General features: G+C 67.6%; 17 protein-coding genes. 6 read left to right on the top strand and 11 right to left on the bottom strand.

Annotated features, from left to right (window positions below):
- Window positions 1-19: 19 nt before the first annotated feature.
- The 3 genes from ybeY to miaB form a co-directional block, all read right to left on the bottom strand.
- Entirely contained in the window at window positions 20-478 is a 459-nt protein-coding gene (ybeY, locus tag HSX14_RS04940; protein WP_173178491.1) for an rRNA maturation RNase YbeY, read from the bottom strand.
- Complete coding sequence (locus tag HSX14_RS04945) at window positions 471-1,493, bottom strand: PhoH family protein (protein ID WP_111261497.1); 1,023 nt, start codon at window positions 1,491-1,493, stop codon at window positions 471-473. The genes ybeY and HSX14_RS04945 overlap by 8 nt, the downstream gene beginning before the upstream one ends.
- A gap of 90 nt (window positions 1,494-1,583) precedes the next feature.
- On the bottom strand, window positions 1,584-2,924 hold the full coding sequence (miaB, locus tag HSX14_RS04950) for a tRNA (N6-isopentenyl adenosine(37)-C2)-methylthiotransferase MiaB (RefSeq protein ID WP_173178492.1): 1,341 nt from the start codon (window positions 2,922-2,924) through the stop codon (window positions 1,584-1,586).
- A 128-nt stretch (window positions 2,925-3,052) separates the two neighbouring features.
- On the opposite strand from miaB, the gene HSX14_RS04955 reads away from it, so the two are divergent.
- Window positions 3,053-3,382 (top strand): DUF1820 family protein, encoded by a 330-nt coding sequence (locus HSX14_RS04955; protein ID WP_111261495.1) that lies wholly within the window; start codon window positions 3,053-3,055, stop codon window positions 3,380-3,382.
- A gap of 312 nt (window positions 3,383-3,694) precedes the next feature.
- Here the strand turns inward: HSX14_RS04955 and HSX14_RS04960 are convergent, their stop codons facing one another.
- The 4 genes from HSX14_RS04960 to HSX14_RS04975 form a co-directional block, all read right to left on the bottom strand.
- A complete protein-coding gene (locus HSX14_RS04960) occupies window positions 3,695-4,243 on the bottom strand; it encodes a tetratricopeptide repeat protein (protein WP_173178493.1) in 549 nt (182 codons plus the stop codon).
- A 176-nt stretch (window positions 4,244-4,419) separates the two neighbouring features.
- Complete coding sequence (gene hemL, locus HSX14_RS04965) at window positions 4,420-5,709, bottom strand: glutamate-1-semialdehyde 2,1-aminomutase (RefSeq protein WP_111261493.1); 1,290 nt, start codon at window positions 5,707-5,709, stop codon at window positions 4,420-4,422.
- A 38-nt stretch (window positions 5,710-5,747) separates the two neighbouring features.
- Window positions 5,748-6,377, bottom strand: coding sequence for a thiamine phosphate synthase (gene thiE / locus HSX14_RS04970; protein ID WP_173178494.1), 630 nt, complete (start codon window positions 6,375-6,377; stop codon window positions 5,748-5,750).
- Entirely contained in the window at window positions 6,374-7,171 is a 798-nt protein-coding gene (locus HSX14_RS04975; protein ID WP_173178495.1) for a hydroxymethylpyrimidine/phosphomethylpyrimidine kinase, read from the bottom strand. The genes thiE and HSX14_RS04975 overlap by 4 nt, the downstream gene beginning before the upstream one ends.
- A 299-nt stretch (window positions 7,172-7,470) precedes the next feature.
- Here HSX14_RS04975 and HSX14_RS04980 point away from each other — a divergent pair, with 299 nt between their 5' ends.
- The 3 genes from HSX14_RS04980 to HSX14_RS04990 all read left to right on the top strand — a co-directional run bounded on the left by HSX14_RS04980 (window position 7,471) and on the right by HSX14_RS04990 (window position 12,266).
- Window positions 7,471-9,864, top strand: a complete 2,394-nt coding sequence (locus HSX14_RS04980) for a hybrid sensor histidine kinase/response regulator (protein WP_173178496.1) — start codon at window positions 7,471-7,473, stop codon at window positions 9,862-9,864.
- A gap of 103 nt (window positions 9,865-9,967) precedes the next feature.
- Window positions 9,968-10,606 carry a TetR/AcrR family transcriptional regulator gene (locus tag HSX14_RS04985; RefSeq protein WP_173178515.1) on the top strand — a complete coding sequence of 213 codons (639 nt, stop codon included), beginning with the start codon at window positions 9,968-9,970 and terminating at the stop codon, window positions 10,604-10,606.
- 10 nt (window positions 10,607-10,616) lie between these two features.
- A complete protein-coding gene (locus HSX14_RS04990; RefSeq protein ID WP_173178497.1) occupies window positions 10,617-12,266 on the top strand; it encodes an acyl-CoA dehydrogenase family protein in 1,650 nt (549 codons plus the stop codon).
- 58 nt (window positions 12,267-12,324) lie between these two features.
- Here HSX14_RS04990 and HSX14_RS04995 read toward each other — a convergent pair whose 3' ends face one another.
- On the bottom strand, window positions 12,325-13,050 hold the full coding sequence (locus HSX14_RS04995) for a hypothetical protein (protein WP_173178498.1): 726 nt from the start codon (window positions 13,048-13,050) through the stop codon (window positions 12,325-12,327).
- A gap of 144 nt (window positions 13,051-13,194) precedes the next feature.
- Here HSX14_RS04995 and amn point away from each other — a divergent pair, with 144 nt between their 5' ends.
- Complete coding sequence (amn, locus tag HSX14_RS05000; protein ID WP_173178499.1) at window positions 13,195-14,676, top strand: AMP nucleosidase; 1,482 nt, start codon at window positions 13,195-13,197, stop codon at window positions 14,674-14,676.
- A 218-nt stretch (window positions 14,677-14,894) separates the two neighbouring features.
- Here amn and HSX14_RS05005 read toward each other — a convergent pair whose 3' ends face one another.
- Complete coding sequence (locus tag HSX14_RS05005; protein ID WP_173178500.1) at window positions 14,895-15,950, bottom strand: MBL fold metallo-hydrolase; 1,056 nt, start codon at window positions 15,948-15,950, stop codon at window positions 14,895-14,897.
- A 152-nt stretch (window positions 15,951-16,102) separates the two neighbouring features.
- On the opposite strand from HSX14_RS05005, the gene HSX14_RS05010 reads away from it, so the two are divergent.
- Entirely contained in the window at window positions 16,103-16,672 is a 570-nt protein-coding gene (locus HSX14_RS05010) for a pseudouridine synthase (RefSeq protein WP_173178516.1), read from the top strand.
- Between the two features lie 16 nt (window positions 16,673-16,688).
- On the opposite strand, the gene HSX14_RS05015 is transcribed toward HSX14_RS05010, so the two are convergent.
- Both HSX14_RS05015 and HSX14_RS05020 read right to left on the bottom strand, forming a co-directional pair.
- Window positions 16,689-17,081 carry a globin gene (locus HSX14_RS05015; protein WP_173178501.1) on the bottom strand — a complete coding sequence of 131 codons (393 nt, stop codon included), beginning with the start codon at window positions 17,079-17,081 and terminating at the stop codon, window positions 16,689-16,691.
- Between the two features lie 74 nt (window positions 17,082-17,155).
- Window positions 17,156-17,359: a DUF2788 domain-containing protein gene (locus HSX14_RS05020; protein WP_021221994.1), complete on the bottom strand. Its 204-nt coding sequence runs from the start codon at window positions 17,357-17,359 to the stop codon at window positions 17,156-17,158.
- Window positions 17,360-17,480: the final 121 nt, after the last annotated feature.

A 17,480-nucleotide genomic window follows, 5' to 3' on the forward strand; every position in this document is an offset into this window, starting at 1 on the left:
TCCTTGCTCGGTGCCTTTCTCATTCGTCATCGCGATAGGGGTCGGGGTGGCCCAGTTCAGCCAGCAAATCCCGTTCCAGTGCTTCCATTTCCTCGGCTTCCTCGTCCTCGATGTGGTCGTAGCCGAGGAGGTGGAGGCAGCCGTGGATGACCAGGTGCGCCCAGTGGGCTTCAGGCGACTTGCCCTGCTCGGCGGCTTCGCGTGCCACCACGGGGGCGCAGATCACCAGGTCGCCGAGCAGCGGGATGTCCAGCAGCTCGTCGGGTACGTCGGCGGGGAAGGACAGCACGTTGGTGGCGTAGTCCTTGTGTCGCCAGGTGTGGTTCAGTTCGCGGCCCTCGGGCTCGTCCACCAGGCGGATGGTCAGCTCCGAGTCGGCGCTGCGCTGGCGCAGGGCCAGTTCGCACCAGCGGCGGAAGTCGGCTTCAGCGGGAAGCGCGGGGGCTTCGCTGGCCACTTGCAGGTCGAGTTCAAGCATCGGCGTCGATCGCACCCGGGTCGTTGTCGGCAGGCTTGGGCTTGGGCTGGTTGCGATTGTCGTAGCGGTCGTAGGCTTCGACGATGCGCTGCACCAGCGGGTGGCGCACCACGTCCTGGGACTTGAAGTGGGTGAAGGCGATGCCCGGCACATCCCGCAGCACGTCGATCACGTGGGTCAGGCCGGAGCGGGTGCCGCGCGGCAGGTCGACCTGGGTGATGTCGCCGGTGATCACGGCCGTGGAGCCGAAACCGATGCGGGTGAGGAACATCTTCATCTGCTCGAGGGTGGTGTTCTGACTCTCGTCGAGAATGATGAAGCTGTTGTTAAGGGTGCGGCCGCGCATGTAGGCCAGCGGAGCCACTTCGATCACCTGCTTCTCGATCAGCTTGGCCACCTGCTCGAAGCCGAGCATCTCGTACAGGGCGTCGTAGAGCGGGCGCAGGTAGGGGTCGATCTTCTGCGACAGGTCGCCGGGCAGGAAGCCGAGCTTCTCGCCCGCCTCGACCGCCGGGCGCACCAGCAGGATGCGGCGCACTTGCTCGCGCTCCAGCGCATCCACGGCGCAGGCGACGGCGAGGTAGGTCTTGCCGGTGCCGGCCGGGCCGATGCCGAAGTTGATGTCGTGGTCGAGGATCGACTTCACGTAGCGCTGCTGGTTGGCGCCGCGGGGACGGATCATGCCCTTGCGGGTGCGCAGGGCGACACTGGTGTCGGCCTTGGCGGGGGTGGCCAGCTGCTCCATGCCGGTTTCCTGGAGGAACAGGTGGACCATGTCCGGTGATAGCTCGGTGGCTTCGGTTTCGCGGTAGAGACGGCGCAGGAGGTTTTCCGTGGCCTGGGTACGCTGCGGCTCGCCGACCAGTTCGAACTGGTTGCCACGGTTGCGTATCTCGATGGCCATGCGCTGTTCGATCAGCCGCAGGTGCTCGTCGAATTGGCCGCACAGGTTGGCGAAGCGACGGGCTTCAAAGGGGTCCAGGGTGAAACGGTGCAAATCCAGGGGTGCGTTCAATGTCGTCTGTATGTGGCCGCCGAACGGCAGGGATAGGAAAGGAAGAATAAACCCAGGTGCCCGACTGTGAAAGCTCGGGCACCTCGGAATTCAGTGCAGGGTCTCTTCGATCAGGGTGCCGCGCAGCGAGTGGGGCAGGGCGTCGTCGATATGGACGTCGACGAACTGGCCGATCAGGCGCGGGTTGGCGCTGCGGAAGTTGACGATGCGATTGTTCTCGGTGCGGCCCTGAAGCATGCCCGGGTCCTTCTTGGAGAAGTCGCTCACCAGGATGCGCTGGGTGCTGCCGACCATCCGTCGGCTGATCTCGAAGCCCTGCTGGTGGATGCGCCCCTGGAGGATCTGCAGGCGCTGCTTCTTCACTTCGTCCGGCGTGTCGTCGACCAGGTCGGCGGCCGGGGTGCCGGGGCGCGAGCTGTAGATGAAGGAGAAGGAGAAGTCGAAGCCGACGTCTTCCACCAGTTTCATCGTCGCTTCGAAGTCCTTCTCGGTCTCGCCGGGGAAGCCGACGATGAAGTCGGAGCTGATGCAGATGTCCGGCACCGCGGCCTTGAGCTTGCGGATGCGGGATTTGTACTCGAGTGCGGTGTGGTTGCGCTTCATCGCCGCGAGGATGCGGTCGGAGCCCGCCTGTACCGGCAGGTGGACGAACTTGACCAGTTCCGGCACCTCGGCGTGGGCCTGGATCAGCGCGTCGGAGAACTCCAGCGGGTGCGAAGTGGTGTAGCGGATGCGCTCGATACCGTCGACGGCGGCGACCACGCGGATCAGCTCGGCGAAGTCGGCGATGCGCCCGTCATGGGTGGTGCCGCGGTAGCCGTTGACGTTCTGGCCGAGCAGGGTGACCTCGCGCACGCCGTTGTCGGCGAGGTGGATGACCTCGGCCAGCACGTCGTCGAAGGGGCGGCTGACTTCCTCGCCCCGGGTATAGGGCACGACGCAGAAGGTGCAGTACTTGCTGCAGCCTTCCATCACCGAGACGAAGGCGCTAGAGCCATCCACGCGCGGTTCCGGCAGGCGGTCGAACTTCTCGATCTCGGGGAAGCTGATGTCCACCTGGGGCGTGCGGGTGCTGCGTGCCGCGTCGATCATCTCCGGCAGGCGGTGCAGGGTCTGCGGGCCGAAGACCACGTCGACGTAGGGCGCGCGATCACGGATGGCCGCGCCTTCCTGGCTGGCGACGCAGCCGCCGACACCGATCACCAGGTGCGGATTCTGCTGCTTCAGGTCACGCCAGCGGCCGAGCTGCGAGAACACCTTGTCCTGCGCCTTCTCGCGGATGGAGCAGGTGTTGAGCAGGATGACATCGGCGTCTTCGGCGCGCTCGGTCACTTCCAGCGCCTGGTGTTCGCCCAGCAGGTCGACCATGCGCGAGGAGTCGTACTCGTTCATCTGGCAACCGTGGGTCTCGATGTAAAGCTTCTTGGCCATGCACGTTCGTCGGGTGGTTCGAAGAACCGCGCATTATAGTCGGCAGGGCCCCGGCTTCCTAGCGTTGACCGTCCGGAGCCGTGCTATGCTTCGCGCCCCTCGAACTTCCCCCTCCTGCCGCCTCCTCCATGACCAAGCGCGAACCCATCTACAAGGTGATCTTCCTCAACCAGGGCCAGGTGTACGAGATGTACGCCAAGCAGATCTACCAGAGCGATCTGTGGGGTTTCCTGGAGGTGGAGGAATTCGTCTTCGGCGAGCGCACCCAGGTGGTGGTCGACCCCAGCGAAGAAAAGCTCAAGGCCCAGTTCGAAGGCGTGGTACGCAGCTTCGTGCCCATGCACGCGATCATCCGCATCGACGAAGTCGAGCGCCTGGGGACGCCGAAGATCAGCGAAGCCAAGGTCACCGGGAACGTCATGCCGTTTCCCATGCCGATGCCGGATAAGAGCAGCTGAAAGTGGCAAGCGGCAAGCGGCAAGCTTCAAGTAAAAGCATCCTAGCTGGAGCTGCGGCGTAGCCGCTGGTAGAGCGTGGCGAAGCCCACGTGATCGTTGCTCGGCATGACCTCGAACGGTGGACCGGTGAAGCGTGGTCCACCCTACGTCAGGGCTGCTGACATAAAAAAGCCCAGGGGTTTGACGATCTCCGCCGATCCCCCAGGCTCTTGCAGCTTGCAGCTTGCAGCTTGCAGCTTGCAGCTTGCAGCTTGCAGCTTGCAGCTTGCAGCTTGCAGCTTGCAGCTTGCAGCTTGCAGCTTGCAGCTGCTTCTAAGGCAACGGCGCGAAAGGCGAGCCGCCGTCGGCGGTCTGCAGCTCGATCAGGTAGTTGCGGAATATCTGGCCCAGCACCTGGGTGGCGATCTCCAGCTCGTCGGCACGCATCTGGCCGGAGACCATGTCGGCGGTGTCCATCGCTTCGTCCGAGCCGTTCACCGCAGCCATCTTCAGCACGATATAGGCCTGCACATTGCTGGCCGGTACGCCTTCGCCACGGAAGAACATGTTGCCGAGACGGAACTGCGCCTGGGCGTTGCCTTTCAGGGAGGCCTGCTCGAACCAGTTCAGTGCCTGGTGCAGGTCGCGGGGGGTGCGCTTGCCGTCGTAATAGAACTCGCCCAGCTCGTACTGCGCCTCGGTATCGCCGGCCTTGGCGGCCTGCTGGCAGTTGGAGAGGGCTTCCTGCTGGTCTTCGGGTTGCGTATTCAGGCTGCAGCGCCCGGTGGCCGGGATCAGCAGGGAGTTGCCGCCGGCTTCGGCCAGCAGCGGGGAGAGGAGCAACAGGCAGCCCAGGGTCAGGACGCGGCCGGTGCGGTTCATGAAATCACAACGCCTCGAAAAGCAGTGCGGGCGACGGGCCCGGCCGGCGAAACGCGCCGACCGTCACATTATGAAATAAGCAAGGCGCTTCTTACAAAGTCTTTGCGCGGATTTCCTTGCATCCGGGCGCCGGCCCCTGGGCCGCGCTCCCGGATGTAACGGCCGCGTAAAGGTGGTCAGGCCTTCTTCAGCTCGGCGAACGCGCGCTCGGCGGCGTCCAGGGTGATGGCCAGTTCGGCGTTGCCGTGGGCGATGGAGGTGAAGCCCGCTTCGAAGGCGCTGGGCGCCAGGTACACGCCGCCCTGCAACATCAGGTGGAAGAAGCGCTTGAAGCGTTCGGCGTCGCTGGCCATCACATCGTCGAAGGTGACGATGTCGTCGGCACCGCTGAAGTACAGGCCGAACATGCCGCCCGCCTGGGTAGTGACGAAGGGGATGCCGGCGGCATCGGCGCGTTGCTGCAGGCCGTCGAGCATGCGGCTGGTGTAGTCGCTCAGCTCGGCGTGGAAGCCGGGGCGGCTGATCAGCTTCAGGGTGGTCAGGCCGGCGGCCATGGCCAGCGGGTTACCCGACAGGGTGCCGGCCTGGTAGACCGGGCCCAGCGGGGCGATCTGCGACATGATCTCGCGCTTGCCGCCGAAGCAGCCCACCGGCATGCCGCCGCCGACGATCTTGCCGAAGGTGGAGAGGTCCGGTGTCACGCCGTAGTGGGCCTGGGCGCCGCCGAGGGCGACACGGAAGCCGGTCATCACCTCGTCGAAGATCAGCACCACGCCGTGCTGGTCGCACAGGCGGCGCAGGCCTTCGAGGAAACCGGGGGCGGGCGGTACGCAGTTCATGTTGCCGGCGACCGGCTCGACGATGATGCACGCCACGTCGGCGCCAGCTTCGGCGAGCATCTTCTCGACGGCGCCGATGTCGTTGAAGGGCAGCGTCAGGGTGTGCTTGGCGAAGTCCGCCGGCACGCCGGCCGAGCTCGGTACGCCCTGGGTCAGCAGGCCGGAGCCGGCCTTGACCAGCAGGCTGTCGGAGTGGCCGTGGTAGCAGCCTTCGAACTTGATGATCGCATCGCGCCCGGTATAGCCACGGGCCAGGCGGATGGCGCTCATGGTGGCCTCGGTACCGGAGCTAACCATGCGCACCATCTCCATGGACGGCACCAGGGAGCAGACCAGGTCGGCCATCTCGGTTTCCATGGCGGTCGGTGCGCCGTAGGAGAGGCCGTGCTGCAGCTGGCGACGCACGGCGTCAAGCACGTCCGGGTGGCCGTGGCCGAGGATCATCGGGCCCCAGGAGCCGACGTAGTCCACATAGCGCTTGTCGTCCTCGTCCGTCACGTAGGCGCCTTCCGCGTGCTTGAAGAACAGCGGTGTGCCGCCGACGCTCCGGAAGGCGCGGACCGGCGAGTTGACGCCGCCGGGGATGTGTTTCTGGGCGTTGGCGAACAGGGTTTCGGAACGGGACATGTCGGGCTCTCTCTGGAAAACGGGTGTACGTACGGGGCTCAGGCCGGGTTGAATAGCGCGCTGAAGGCGCGCGCGCGGCGCTCGACTTCGGCGGGGCTGTCGGCAGCGAACAGGGCGTGGATCACGGCGACCAGGTCGGCACCACGGGCGATCAGCTCCGGGGCGTTGTCCTGGGTCACGCCGCCGATGGCGACCAGCGGCAGGTTGAAGCGGCGCTTGGCTTCCTCCAGCAGATCGGGCGTGGCGGCAGGAGCGCCGGGCTTGGTGTGGGAGTTGAAGAAGCGGCCGAAGGCGATGTAGCTAGCGCCTTCGCCGCTGGCGGCTGCGGCGAGCTCGAGGCTGGCGTGGCAGGTGCCGCCGATGATGGCGTTGCGGCCGAGCAGGGCGCGTGCGGCGGCGAGGGAGCCGTCGGTCTGGCCCAGGTGCACGCCGACGCTCAGGCGTGCGGCCAGCTCGGCGTCGTCGTTGATGATCAACTGCGCGCCGTGGCGTGCGCAAAGTTCGCGCAGGGCTTCGGCCTCACGCAGGCGACGGGCTTCGTCGGCGGATTTGTCGCGGTATTGCAGCAGCCGCGCGCCGCCTTTCAGCGCCGCCTCGACATAGGGAAGCAGGCGACCCTCGGCGAGCAGGGCGCTGTCGGTGATGGCGTAGAGGCCGCGCAGTTTCATGAGCAGAAATCCAGGGGCAGGCGACGCGGCACGAACTGGCCGTGACCGGGTTGCTCGGCGTCACGCAGGGTGCGCCAGGTGTAGTCGAGGGCCGTTTCCACCGCGCTGACCAGGTCCTGGCCCAGAGCCAGGCGACCGGCCAGGGTGCTGGCCAGGGTGCAGCCGGAGCCGTGGTAGCTGCCCGGCAGGCGCTGGCAGGTGAAGGTGTGGTGGGCGCCGTCGCGTGAGTAGAGGCGGTTGTGCACTTCGGTCTCGTCGCCGTGGCCGCCGGTGATCAGCAGGTGCTGGACGAACGGCAGCAGCTTCTCGGCGCACTGGTCGGCGCTGCCTTCGGGCAGCTCGGCGAGGATGCGCGCCTCCGGCAGGTTCGGGGTGGCCAGGGTGGCGACGGGCAGCAGGCGCTCGCGCATGGCGAAGCCGACCTCGTCCTTGCCCAGGGCACCGCCGCCGCCGGCGCGCAGCACCGGGTCGCAGACCAGCGGCACGCCCGGCAGGGCCTGCATGATCTCCAGCACGGTCTCGACCATCTCCACCGAGCCGAGCATGCCCAGCTTGACGGCCGATACGGGCAGGTCGGCGATCACGGCGTGGGCCTGGGCCAGCACCCATTCGCGATCGAGTACGCGGAAGTCGGAGACGTTGACGGTGTCCTGCACGGTAAGGGCGGTCACGGCGGGAGCCGCGTGGCAACCTTGGGCGATCAGGGCTTCGATGTCCGCCTGGAGACCGGCGCCGCCACTGGGGTCGTGGCCGGAAAGACAGAGGACGATGGGGCGGGAGATGGGCTTTTTCATGGTGCGCGAGCTTATCACTTTTCCCGCTGCCGGAGCCGGCCCGGGCGCCGCGCATTGTCGGACAAATCGCCTCGGTGGCCCCTTGCCCCGACGGAGCCTGCCCCAGTGCCGTTTCGTCGGTCTTGTGATGTGCCTGTAATGGCCGTTCTAGAGCGGTTCGTTCGAGATGGCAGAGTGCCTCTTCGTCAGGCCTTCGGCTGTGCTAGAGTGAGCGAATTCGAACAACCAGGCCCCGCGTGGCGCGTCATCCCGGGAAGAAGGGACTTCCCGACGCGCGCGACAGGCCTTTGCGGGGCCTCATGCGGCGCGTCTTCCTTCTCTTCCTCCTGCTGTTTTCCACGTCCGTGCTGGCGGTCGAATTCGACGAGCACACCCGCCAGCTGCCTCTCGGCCGGCACATGGACGTGTTCGAGGACGTGCGCGGCGACGCCAGCCTGGCCGATATCACCTCGCCTGCCCTGGAAGACAGCTTCCGTCGCCATGACAAGCCCGTGCTCAATGCCGGCTATTCGCGCTCGGTGTTCTGGCTGCGGGTCGACCTGGACTACCGCCCGCGCTCGCTGGGCGGCCAGCAGCCCTGGCTGCTGGAGCTGGCCTATCCGCCGCTGGACCACCTCGAGCTCTACCTGCCCGACGGGCAGGGTGGCTATCGCCTGGCCCAGCGCACCGGTGATGCGCTGCCCTTCGCCAGCCGCGAGATCAAGCAGAACAACTACCTGTTCAGCCTCAACCTGCAGCCCAACCAGCCCCAGCGCCTCTACCTGAGGCTGCAGAGCCAGGGCTCGATCCAGGCGCCGCTGGCCCTGTGGTCGCCGCAGGCCTACCTGGAAGAGCAGCCCGGGCGCATCTACGTCCTCGGCATCATCTACGGCGTGTTGCTGGTGATGCTGATCTACAACCTGTTCATCTTCCTCAGCGTCCGCGACACCAGCTACCTCTACTACATCCTCTATATCGCCTCGTTCGGGCTCTACCAGATCTCGGTGAACGGTGCCGGCATCGAGTTCTTCTGGCCCGACAGCCCCTGGTGGGCCAACGCCGCGACCCCCTTCCTGATCGGCTCGGCGGCGCTGTTCGGCTGCCAGTTCGCCCGCAGCTTCCTGCACACCGCCGAGCACAGCCCGTGGATGGACCGGACCCTGCTCGGCCTGATGGCCATGGGCGGCCTGGTGATGGTCCTGTCGCTGGCGGCCAGCTACGGCGTCGCCCTGCGGCTGGCCACCTCGCTGGCGCTGATCTTCACCGTGGTCATCTTCACCGCCGGTGTCCTCGCCTGGCTGCGCGGCATGCGCGTGGCGCGCTACTTCATCTTCGCCTGGACCACCTTCCTCATCGGTGGCGCCATCAACACCCTGATGGTGCTGGGCTACCTGCCCAACATCTTCCTCACCATGTACGCCAGCCAGATCGGCTCCGCGCTGGAGGTCGGGCTGCTGTCCCTGGCCCTGGCCGACCGCATCAACGCCATGAAGGAGGAGCGCACGCGCATCCTCCAGGAAGCCGGTCGCAAGCTGGAGGCGCTCAACCAGGAGCTGGCCAACAGCAACCGCCTCAAGGACGAATTCCTCGCCACCGTGACCCACGAACTGCGCACCCCCATGAACGGCGTGATCGGTTCCCTGGAGCTGATGCAGACGGTCAAGCTCGACGTCGAGCTGGAGCAGTACCAGAAGACCGCCGCCAGCTCGGCGCGGGACATGATGCGCCTGGTCAACGACATCCTCGCCATGACCGAACTCCAGGCCGGCAAGCTCTACCCCCGCCGCGAGACCTTCAGCCTGCGCGGCCTGTTCGACAGCCTGCGCGCCCAGTTCGCCCCGCGTGCCGAGGAAAAGGGCCTGAGCTTCGCCCTGGAGCTGGACGAGAGCCTGCCCGACATGCTCGAAGGCGACGCCGGCAAGCTCGCCCAGGCGCTCGGCTACCTGCTGGACAACGCCATCAAGTTCACCCACCAGGGCGGCGTGACATTGCGTGTAGCGCGCGAGAACGCCAGCGGCGACGACCTGGCGTTGCGCATCGAGGTGGAAGACACCGGCATCGGCTTCCAGACCCCCGCCGACGGCTCCCTCTACCGTCGCTTCCGCCAGATCGATGGCTCGATGACCCGCGAATATGGCGGCCTGGGCATCGGCCTGGCTCTCGCCCGGCAACTGGTCGAGCTGCTGGGCGGCGACCTTTCCCATGAATCCGAGCCAGGCCAGGGCAGCTGCTTCCGCCTGGACGTGCAACTGACCCGGCCGGCCCAGCCGCCCTTGCAGGTGGCGCCGCCGCGCCGCGCTGCCGGCCAGGCCCAGCGCCGGCCCGAGCAATGCACCGTGCTGGTGGTGGAGGACAACGCCATCAACCAGCTGGTGACCCGCGGCATGCTGCTCAAGCTCGGCTACCGCGTACGCACTGCCGACAACGGCGCCGAGGCGCTGGAGCTACTGCGGCGCGAATCCGTGGACGGCGTGCTGATGGACTGCCAGATGCCCGTGATGGACGGCTTCGCCACCTGCCGGGCCCTGCGCGGCATGCCCACCTGCGCGGACCTGCCGGTGCTGGCGATCACCGCCCACAGCCACACCGGTGACCGCGAGCGCTGCCTCGCGGCGGGGATGAGCGACTACCTGGCCAAGCCGGTGAAATTCGAAGAGCTGCGCACCCTGCTGCATGACTGGCTGCTCTGCCGTCCGGTGGAAACCAACGCCTGATGCCCACTCGATTGCGGCGTTTTTCCCCTTTTTCTCGGCACTAATCCCGCTTCCTGCAAAAACTGAATCCTGATTCACTGGAAAGAGATGAATCAGGATTCAGATCATGTACCGAGTCACCGCCACCCGTATCGACCGTGATCAGGAACTGCGCCGGCGCATTCTCGATTGCGCCCTGGCGCGCGTCGTCGAAGGCGGCTTCGCCGCCCTGACCATGCAGGCCCTTGCCGAGGACGCGGGGGTCGCCACCGGCAGCCTGTACCGGCATTTCCGCAACAAGGGCGACCTGGCCGCCGAAGTCTTCTCCCTCGCCAGCCAGATCGAGGTGGACACCCTGGCCCAGCTGCTGCGTGGCCCCGGCACCGCCACCTGGCGCCTCGCCGAGGGCCTCCGTCAGTTCGCCGCGCGGGCCTGGAACAGCCGGCGCCTGGCCTTCGCCCTGATCGCCGAGCCGGTTGACCAGGAGGTGGACGAGCAGCGCCTGCTCTACCGCGAGTCCTACGCCGAGCTCTTCATCGAGCTGCTGGAGGAGGGCCGTGCCAGCGGCGAGTTCGACCTCCTGTCCACGCCCCTTACCGCTGCCTGCCTGGTGGGCGCCATCGCCGAGGCCCTGGTCGGCCCGCTGTCACCGCCCGCCCGAGCCGCCCGTGAGCCCGGGCAGTCCCAGGCCGACCTCGACTTGGTCAGCCGCAACCTCGTCTTCTTCTGCCTGCGCGCCGTGGGCGCCGCCACCCCTGCCTAGGAGAATCGCCATGAACCTGCACCAGTTCGCCGAGACCCATGACGTGCTCAACCAGGTGCCGTCCCTGGACGGCGCCAACCTCTACCGCCTCGACCTGCCGCTGCAGGAGTGGACCCGCCGCTACGACGGTGGCTGGGCCGAGGCGCAACTCGATCGCTATGGTGCTGCCGCCGGCGGCGCGCTGATGGCTGCGGGCTTCCTGGCCAACGAGAACAAGCCGGTGTTCAAGAGCCATGACCGCTACGGCAACCGCATCGACCTGGTGGAGTTCCACCCCGCCTACCACGAGCTGATGGCCTCGGCCATCGCCGCCGGCATCCCCTCGCTGCCCTGGACCGACCCGCGCCCCGGCGCCCAGGTGGCGCGCGCGGCCCTCAACTACCTGCACAACCAGCCCGAGGCCGGCAACGCCTGCCCGCTGACCATGACCTACGCCAGCGTTCCGGCCCTGAAGCTGCAGCCCGACATCGCCGAGAAATGGCTGCCGAAGATCCTTTCCACCCAGTACGACCCGCGCAACCTGCCCATGGAGCAGAAGAGCGGCGTCACCATCGGCATGGCCATGACCGAGAAGCAGGGCGGCACCGACGTGCGCGCCAACACCACCCGCGCCCATCCCGTCGGCATCCCCGGCCCGGGCCAGGCCTACGAGCTGGTCGGGCACAAGTGGTTCTGCTCGGCGCCCATGTGCGACGCCTTCCTCACCCTGGCCTACACCGACAAGGGGCTGTCCTGCTTCCTGCTGCCGCGCCATCGCCCGGACGGCACCCGCAACCAGCTCTACATCCAGCGCCTGAAGAACAAGCTGGGCAACTGGGCCAATGCCTCCAGCGAGGTGGAATACCGCGGCGCGCTGGCCTGGATGATCGGCGAGGAAGGGCGCGGCGTGCCCACCATCATCGAGATGGTCTCCCTGACCCGCTTCGACTGCATGATCGGCTCCAGCTCGCTGATGCGTCAGGCCCTCACCCAGGCCGCGCACCACTGCGCCCACCGCAAGGTCGGCGGCCGCGTGCTGGCCGAGCAGCCGCTGATGCAGAACGTACTCGCCGACCTGGCCCTGGAAAGCGAAGCCGCGCTGGCCCTGACCATGCGCATGGGCCGCGCCCTGGACCACGCCCACGACGAGCAGGAAGACAAGTTCGCCCGCCTGGTCACCGCCGTGGGCAAGTACTGGATCTGCAAGCGTGCCCCCGCCATGATCAACGAAGCCCAGGAATGCATGGGCGGCGCGGGCTACGTCGAGGAAACCATCCTCCCGCGCCTCTACCGCGAGGCGCCGGTGAACTCCATCTGGGAAGGCTCCGGCAACGTCCAGTGCCTGGATGTGCTGCGCGCCCTGTCCAAGGAGCCGGGCGTGCTCGATGCGCTGTTCGCCGAACTGGGCGACGGTCACGGCGACGCCCGCCTGGCCGCCCATATCGGCAACCTCAAGGCCGCGTTCCATGACACCGCGGACATCCAGTACCGTGCCCGCCAGCTCACCGAAGACGTCGCCGTGGGCCTGCAGGCCAAGCTGTTGCTGGAAGCCGGCAACGCCACCGTCTCCGACGCCTTCATCGCCAGCCGCCTCGGCCACGGCGGCCGCGTTTACGGCACCCTGCCGCGCGGCGTGGATGTCGAGGCGCTGGTGGCGCGGAGTTCGCCGCATCTGGCGTAAGGTTCGATGCGTGATTGCTTGAGTTGGATGAAGCCCGGCGATCTCTCTGGCCAGCGGTTCAACGCCGCTGCCAGATCATCTTCCCGCCCGTGCCCTCGGTGACCAGGTAGGGGTCGCTGAAGCGGTAGCGGGCGGCGGGCTGGTAGTCGGCGGCGCCTTGCTGGCGCACCAGCAGCACGCCGTTGTCGCTGCGCCACTGCCCGCTGTACTGGAGCTCGCCGGGGCTGTCGTAGCTCCAGTCGCCGCCACCGCCGGCGGAGCGGGTCCATTGCGCCACGCTGCCGTCGGCGCCCAGGCGCAGGGTCATCACGGTGTTGAAGGAGGCGAAGCCGGTGCCGCCGCCGCTGTTGATGATCTTCTCGTGCACCCAGTCGCCCACCAGGGCCGGGTCCAGGCCGCCGCCTGCCTGAGCCGGTGCGGTCGCCTGCCCGGCGCGCTGGAATAGCGCCTGGCGTTCCAGCACCTGGCCGTTGCGTGGGTCGCGGGCGGCGATGCGGGTGTTGAGCTGCGCATCGGCGTAGCGGGCGGCGAGGGTGGCGACCACCTGCCCGGATTGCGGCACGCTGATCTGGGCCCGCAGCACCTGGCCGTCGAAGCTGCCCGCAAGGTCCAGTTGCAGGCTGCCGTTCTCCACGTACTGGCCCTGCACCGCCTGGCCATCCTGGCGCAGCACCAGTTCGGTGGGCTGGCCGTCGAGGTTGGCCTGGTAGCGGCCATCCAGTTCGCCGGCCACCAGGGCGGTGCAGTACAGGGCGGGCAGCAGCAGGGCGATCGAAGGGCGCATGGCGGTGACTCGTCGGGTGGGTGGCTCAAGCCTAGTTGCAGGCCCGCAGCGGCGCCACGGGAGGGCAATCGTCGTGCAATGCGTCGAAGGCTCTATGCCGCAGGCCCGGACAGCGGCAAGATAGAACCTGTTCGCACAGACAGGATGCCGACCGTGACCCAGGATTCCGCCGAGTTTCTCATCGCCAGTACCGCCGAAGAGGCCGTCGACCGTCTGGCCGAACTGCATGGCCGCGCCACCTCCGCGCTGAGCCAGGCCCTCAAGCTCTACCTCAAGGAGCGGGTCGAGCCGGACGCCAGCCAGCGCGCGCTGTTCCGCTACCCGGAGCTGCGCATCACCTACCGCTGCCAGGGCGAGGTGCCCTCCACCGTTCGCGCCTACGCCAAGATGCAGGTGCCGGGCACCTACAGCGTCACCGTCACCCACCCCGCCGCCTTCCGTAAATACCTGCTGGAGCAACTGCGCCCGCTGATGAGCGACTTCACCGTGCAGGTGGAGGTGGGCGTCAGCCAGCAGAACATCCCCTACCCCTATGTGGTGGAGCAGGGCGATGAGCTGGCCGGCACCGACGTGACCGCCGCCGCCCTGGCGCGGGTGTTCCCCAGCACCGACCTGTCCGCCGCGACCGACGGTGTCGCCGACGGGCTCTACGACTGGGAGCAGGCCGACCCGCTGCCCCTGGCGCTGTTCGACGCCGCGCGGGTGGATTTCTCCCTGCGCCGCCTGGTGCACTACACCGGCAGCGACTGGCGCCATGTGCAGCCCTGGATCCTCCTGACCAACTACCACCGCTACGTCGACCAGTTCATCCAGCACGGGGTGACCCAGCTGCGCGAGGACCCGCGCTTCGTGCGCATGGTGCTGCCCGGCAACGTGCTGGTGGAGCGCGACATGAACGAGGAGACCATGCAGGCGGTGATCGACAGCGTGGTCTGGCACCGCTACCAGATGCCGGCCTACCACCTGATCGCCGCCGACGGCCACGGCGTGACCCTGGTGAACATCGGCGTCGGCCCCTCCAACGCCAAGAACATCACCGACCACCTGGCGGTGCTGCGTCCGCACTGCTGGCTGATGATCGGCCACTGCGGCGGGTTGCGGCAGTCGCAGACCATCGGCGACTACGTGCTGGCCCACGCCTACATGCGCCGCGATGGCATCCTCGACCGGGTGCTGCCGCCGCACATCCCGCTGCCGGCCCTGGCCGAGGTGCAGCAGGCGCTGCAGGACGCCGCGGCGCTGGTCACCGGCGAGCGCGGCGAGGACCTCAAGCGGCGCCTGCGCACCGGCACCGTGCTCACCTACGACGACCGCAACTGGGAGCTGCGCTGGGCCCAGGAGCGCCCGCTGATCAACCTCTCGCGGGCGGTGGCGGTGGACATGGAGAGCGGCACCATCGCCGCCCAGGGTTATCGCCTGCGGGTGCCCTACGGGACGCTGCTGTGCGTCTCCGACAAGCCGCTGCACAGCGAGATCAAGCTGCCGGGCTCGGCCAGCGCCTTCTACCAGCGTGCCGTCAGCCAGCACCTGCGCATCGGCATCGCCGCGCTGGACCTGCTGCGCAACCAGCTCAACTCGCTGCACTCGCGCAAGCTGCGCAGCTTCGACGAGCCACCGTTCCGTTGATCGGCTGTGGATAACGACTAGGGCCGCATGATGCGGCCCTTGTCTTTTGTGGAAGCGGGGCGACTGGTCCCGGCCGTTCGTGGCACGTCGGGGGCCCGGGCTCGACTCCGCTTGGTGGAGGTGACCTCCCCCCTACGCAGCGGTCACGTCCGTGAGTGGGCCTGCTTTGCGCGCGCAGCGTCGCTATCCCTGTGGAGCGAATTCGTTCGCGATGGGCCTCAGTCCGCCCCTACCTGCGCCATCACCGGCACCTGCCACTGGTAGCCCGGCGTCGGCACGCGGAAGTTGTCGGCGTCGACGTTCCAGTCCGCCAGCGCCTTGGCCAGGTCCCGGGGCGGGGCGTACTGGCCTTCGTCGGTGAGGTTGAAGGTGCCGAAGTGGATGGCCAGGCTGTTGCGCGAATCCAGCTGCTTGTGGGCCTGCACCGCATCATCCGGGTTCATGTGGTTGTCACGCATGAACCAGCGTGGCGCGTAGGCGCCGATGGGCAGCGCGGCGAAGCGCATGGGCCCGAAGCGCTCGTGGATCAGGCGGAACTCCGGCCCGAGCCCGGTATCGCCGGGGAACAGCAGCGGGCCGTCCGGCGAGGTGATCACGAAGCCCATCCACAGGGTCTGGTTGGTGTCGCTGCGGGTGCGTGCCGACCAGTGCTGCACCGGCACCGAGTGCAGGGTGAGTTCGTCGCTCAGCGGCAATTCCTGCCACCAGTCCAGCTCCACCACGCGGGCGAAGCCGGTCTCGCGGATCAGCGGGCCGTTGCCCAGCCCGGTGGCGACGGTGGCCAGGGGGAAGCGCTCGGCCAGGCTGCGCAGGCTTTCCAGGTCCAGGTGGTCGTAGTGGTTGTGGCTGACCAAGATCAGGTCGATGGGCGGCAGCTGGTCGAGGCTCAGGCCCGGCTGCTGGTGGCGGCGCGGGCCGATGAAGCTGAAGGGGCTGACGCGTTGCGACCACACCGGGTCGGTGACGATGTTGAGCCCGCGGTGCTGGATCAGCACGGTGGCGTGGTTGATGTAGGTGACCCGCAGTTCGTCGCCCTGCACCCGCTCCACCACCTCGGGTGCCTCGGCGGCGGGCTCCTCCACCCAGGGCGCCTGCTTCTCGCGGTTGAACTGCCACTTCAGCACCGACCACAGGTCCTTGTGCGGCTTGGGGTCGATGTTGTGGAAACGCTGGCCATCGAAATGGTCCGTGGCCGGCCCCTGGTAGGGCGTGCCCGCGCAGCCGGCCAGTGTCATCAGGCTGATCAGCCAGGTGGGGCGTAACGCACGGGGCATGGCGGTCCTCGCTCTTGCGGTGGTGGGGCGCTCAACCTAGCATGCGCTTCCGATACCCTGTCCACTGTCGCTCGTAACCAGCCATGTCGTCCCGCCCGCCGCGCCCTGCACGTCCTCCCGCCCGCCGTCCCCAGCCCGCCGCTCCACGCCGTGTGGCCAAGGCGCCGCCGGCCGAGCCGCGCCTGGTGCTGTTCAACAAGCCGTTCGATGTGCTCACCCAGTTCAGCGACGGGGAAGGGCGCGCCACCCTCAAGGATTTCATCGACATCCCCGGCATCTACCCCGCCGGGCGCCTGGACCGCGACAGCGAGGGCCTGCTGCTGCTGACCAACGACGGCCGCCTGCAGGCGCGCATCGCCGACCCCCGGCACAAGCTGGCCAAGACCTACTGGGTGCAGGTGGAAGGGGAGCCGAGCGAAGAACAGCTGCAGCGCCTGCGGGACGGCGTCGAGCTCAACGACGGCCCGACCCTGCCGGCCGAGGCGCGCCTGCTGGAGGCTCCGCAACTGTGGGAGCGCGACCCGCCGGTGCGCTTTCGCAAGAGCGTGCCCACCGCCTGGCTGGAGCTGGTGATCCGCGAGGGGCGCAACCGCCAGGTGCGGCGCATGACGGCCGCCGTCGGCTTGCCGACCCTGCGCCTGGTACGCGTGCGCATCGGCCCCTTCGCCCTGGATGGGCTGGGGCTCGGGCAATGGAAGGAAGTGCCGGCGCGTCTGGACTGAGCGCCGGCGAGGTGGGTCAGTAGAAGGACTTGATCACTTCGATGCCCTTGTTCAGCACCTCGCGCCAGGCGCTGCGCACCTCGGTGCTGTGTTCCTTGTCGTGCTCGGCGATGGTCAGCAGCAGCGACTCCACCCACAGGTCGTACATCTCGGGGCGGATGTCGAAGCCCTCGCGGGAGTGCGTGGCGCCGAGCGCACGCAGCTTGGTATCGGGCATGCCGCGCGCGAACATCACCAGGTTGAGGATGCCCTGGCGCAGCAGCGCCTTCTGCGCCGGCATGTCGGTCTCGGTGAACTTGGCGCGGATCTGCGGCGAGCTGTCGAGGAAGCGCCGGTAGAAGGCATCGAAGAAATCGGGATTGGCACAGCAGCGTCCATAGCTCTGCATGACGCGATCGGTGGCGTTCATGTTGTCTCCAGGCAGGAAAAACGAAGCCGCCCGCGCAGGCGACCTTGCCGGCACGGGAGGCGCGGGTGAGGTTTTTACATGCCTTCGAGGCCGCCGATCACCAGGGACTTGATGACGAAGCCGAGTACACCGAGACCCAGGGCGAGAAACAGGATGAAGGTGCCGAAGCGGCCGGCCTTGGACTTCTTCGCGAGGTCCCAGACGATGAACGCCATGAACAGCACGAGGCCGGCGATCATTGCGGTCATCATCCACTCTTCGAATTTCTCGGGGCTCATTCTCAACCTCTAGCAGCGAAACGAATCAGGCCTGGCGCGAGAGAGCGCCGGGCAGTGATGCCGTGAGGGCGGGGGCTGCGGTTGTTGTTCTGCGAGCCTGAGGCTCTTTATTGGCGAAACC

It is taken from the genome of Pseudomonas tohonis, assembly GCF_012767755.2.
Lineage (GTDB): Bacteria > Pseudomonadota > Gammaproteobacteria > Pseudomonadales > Pseudomonadaceae > Metapseudomonas > Metapseudomonas tohonis.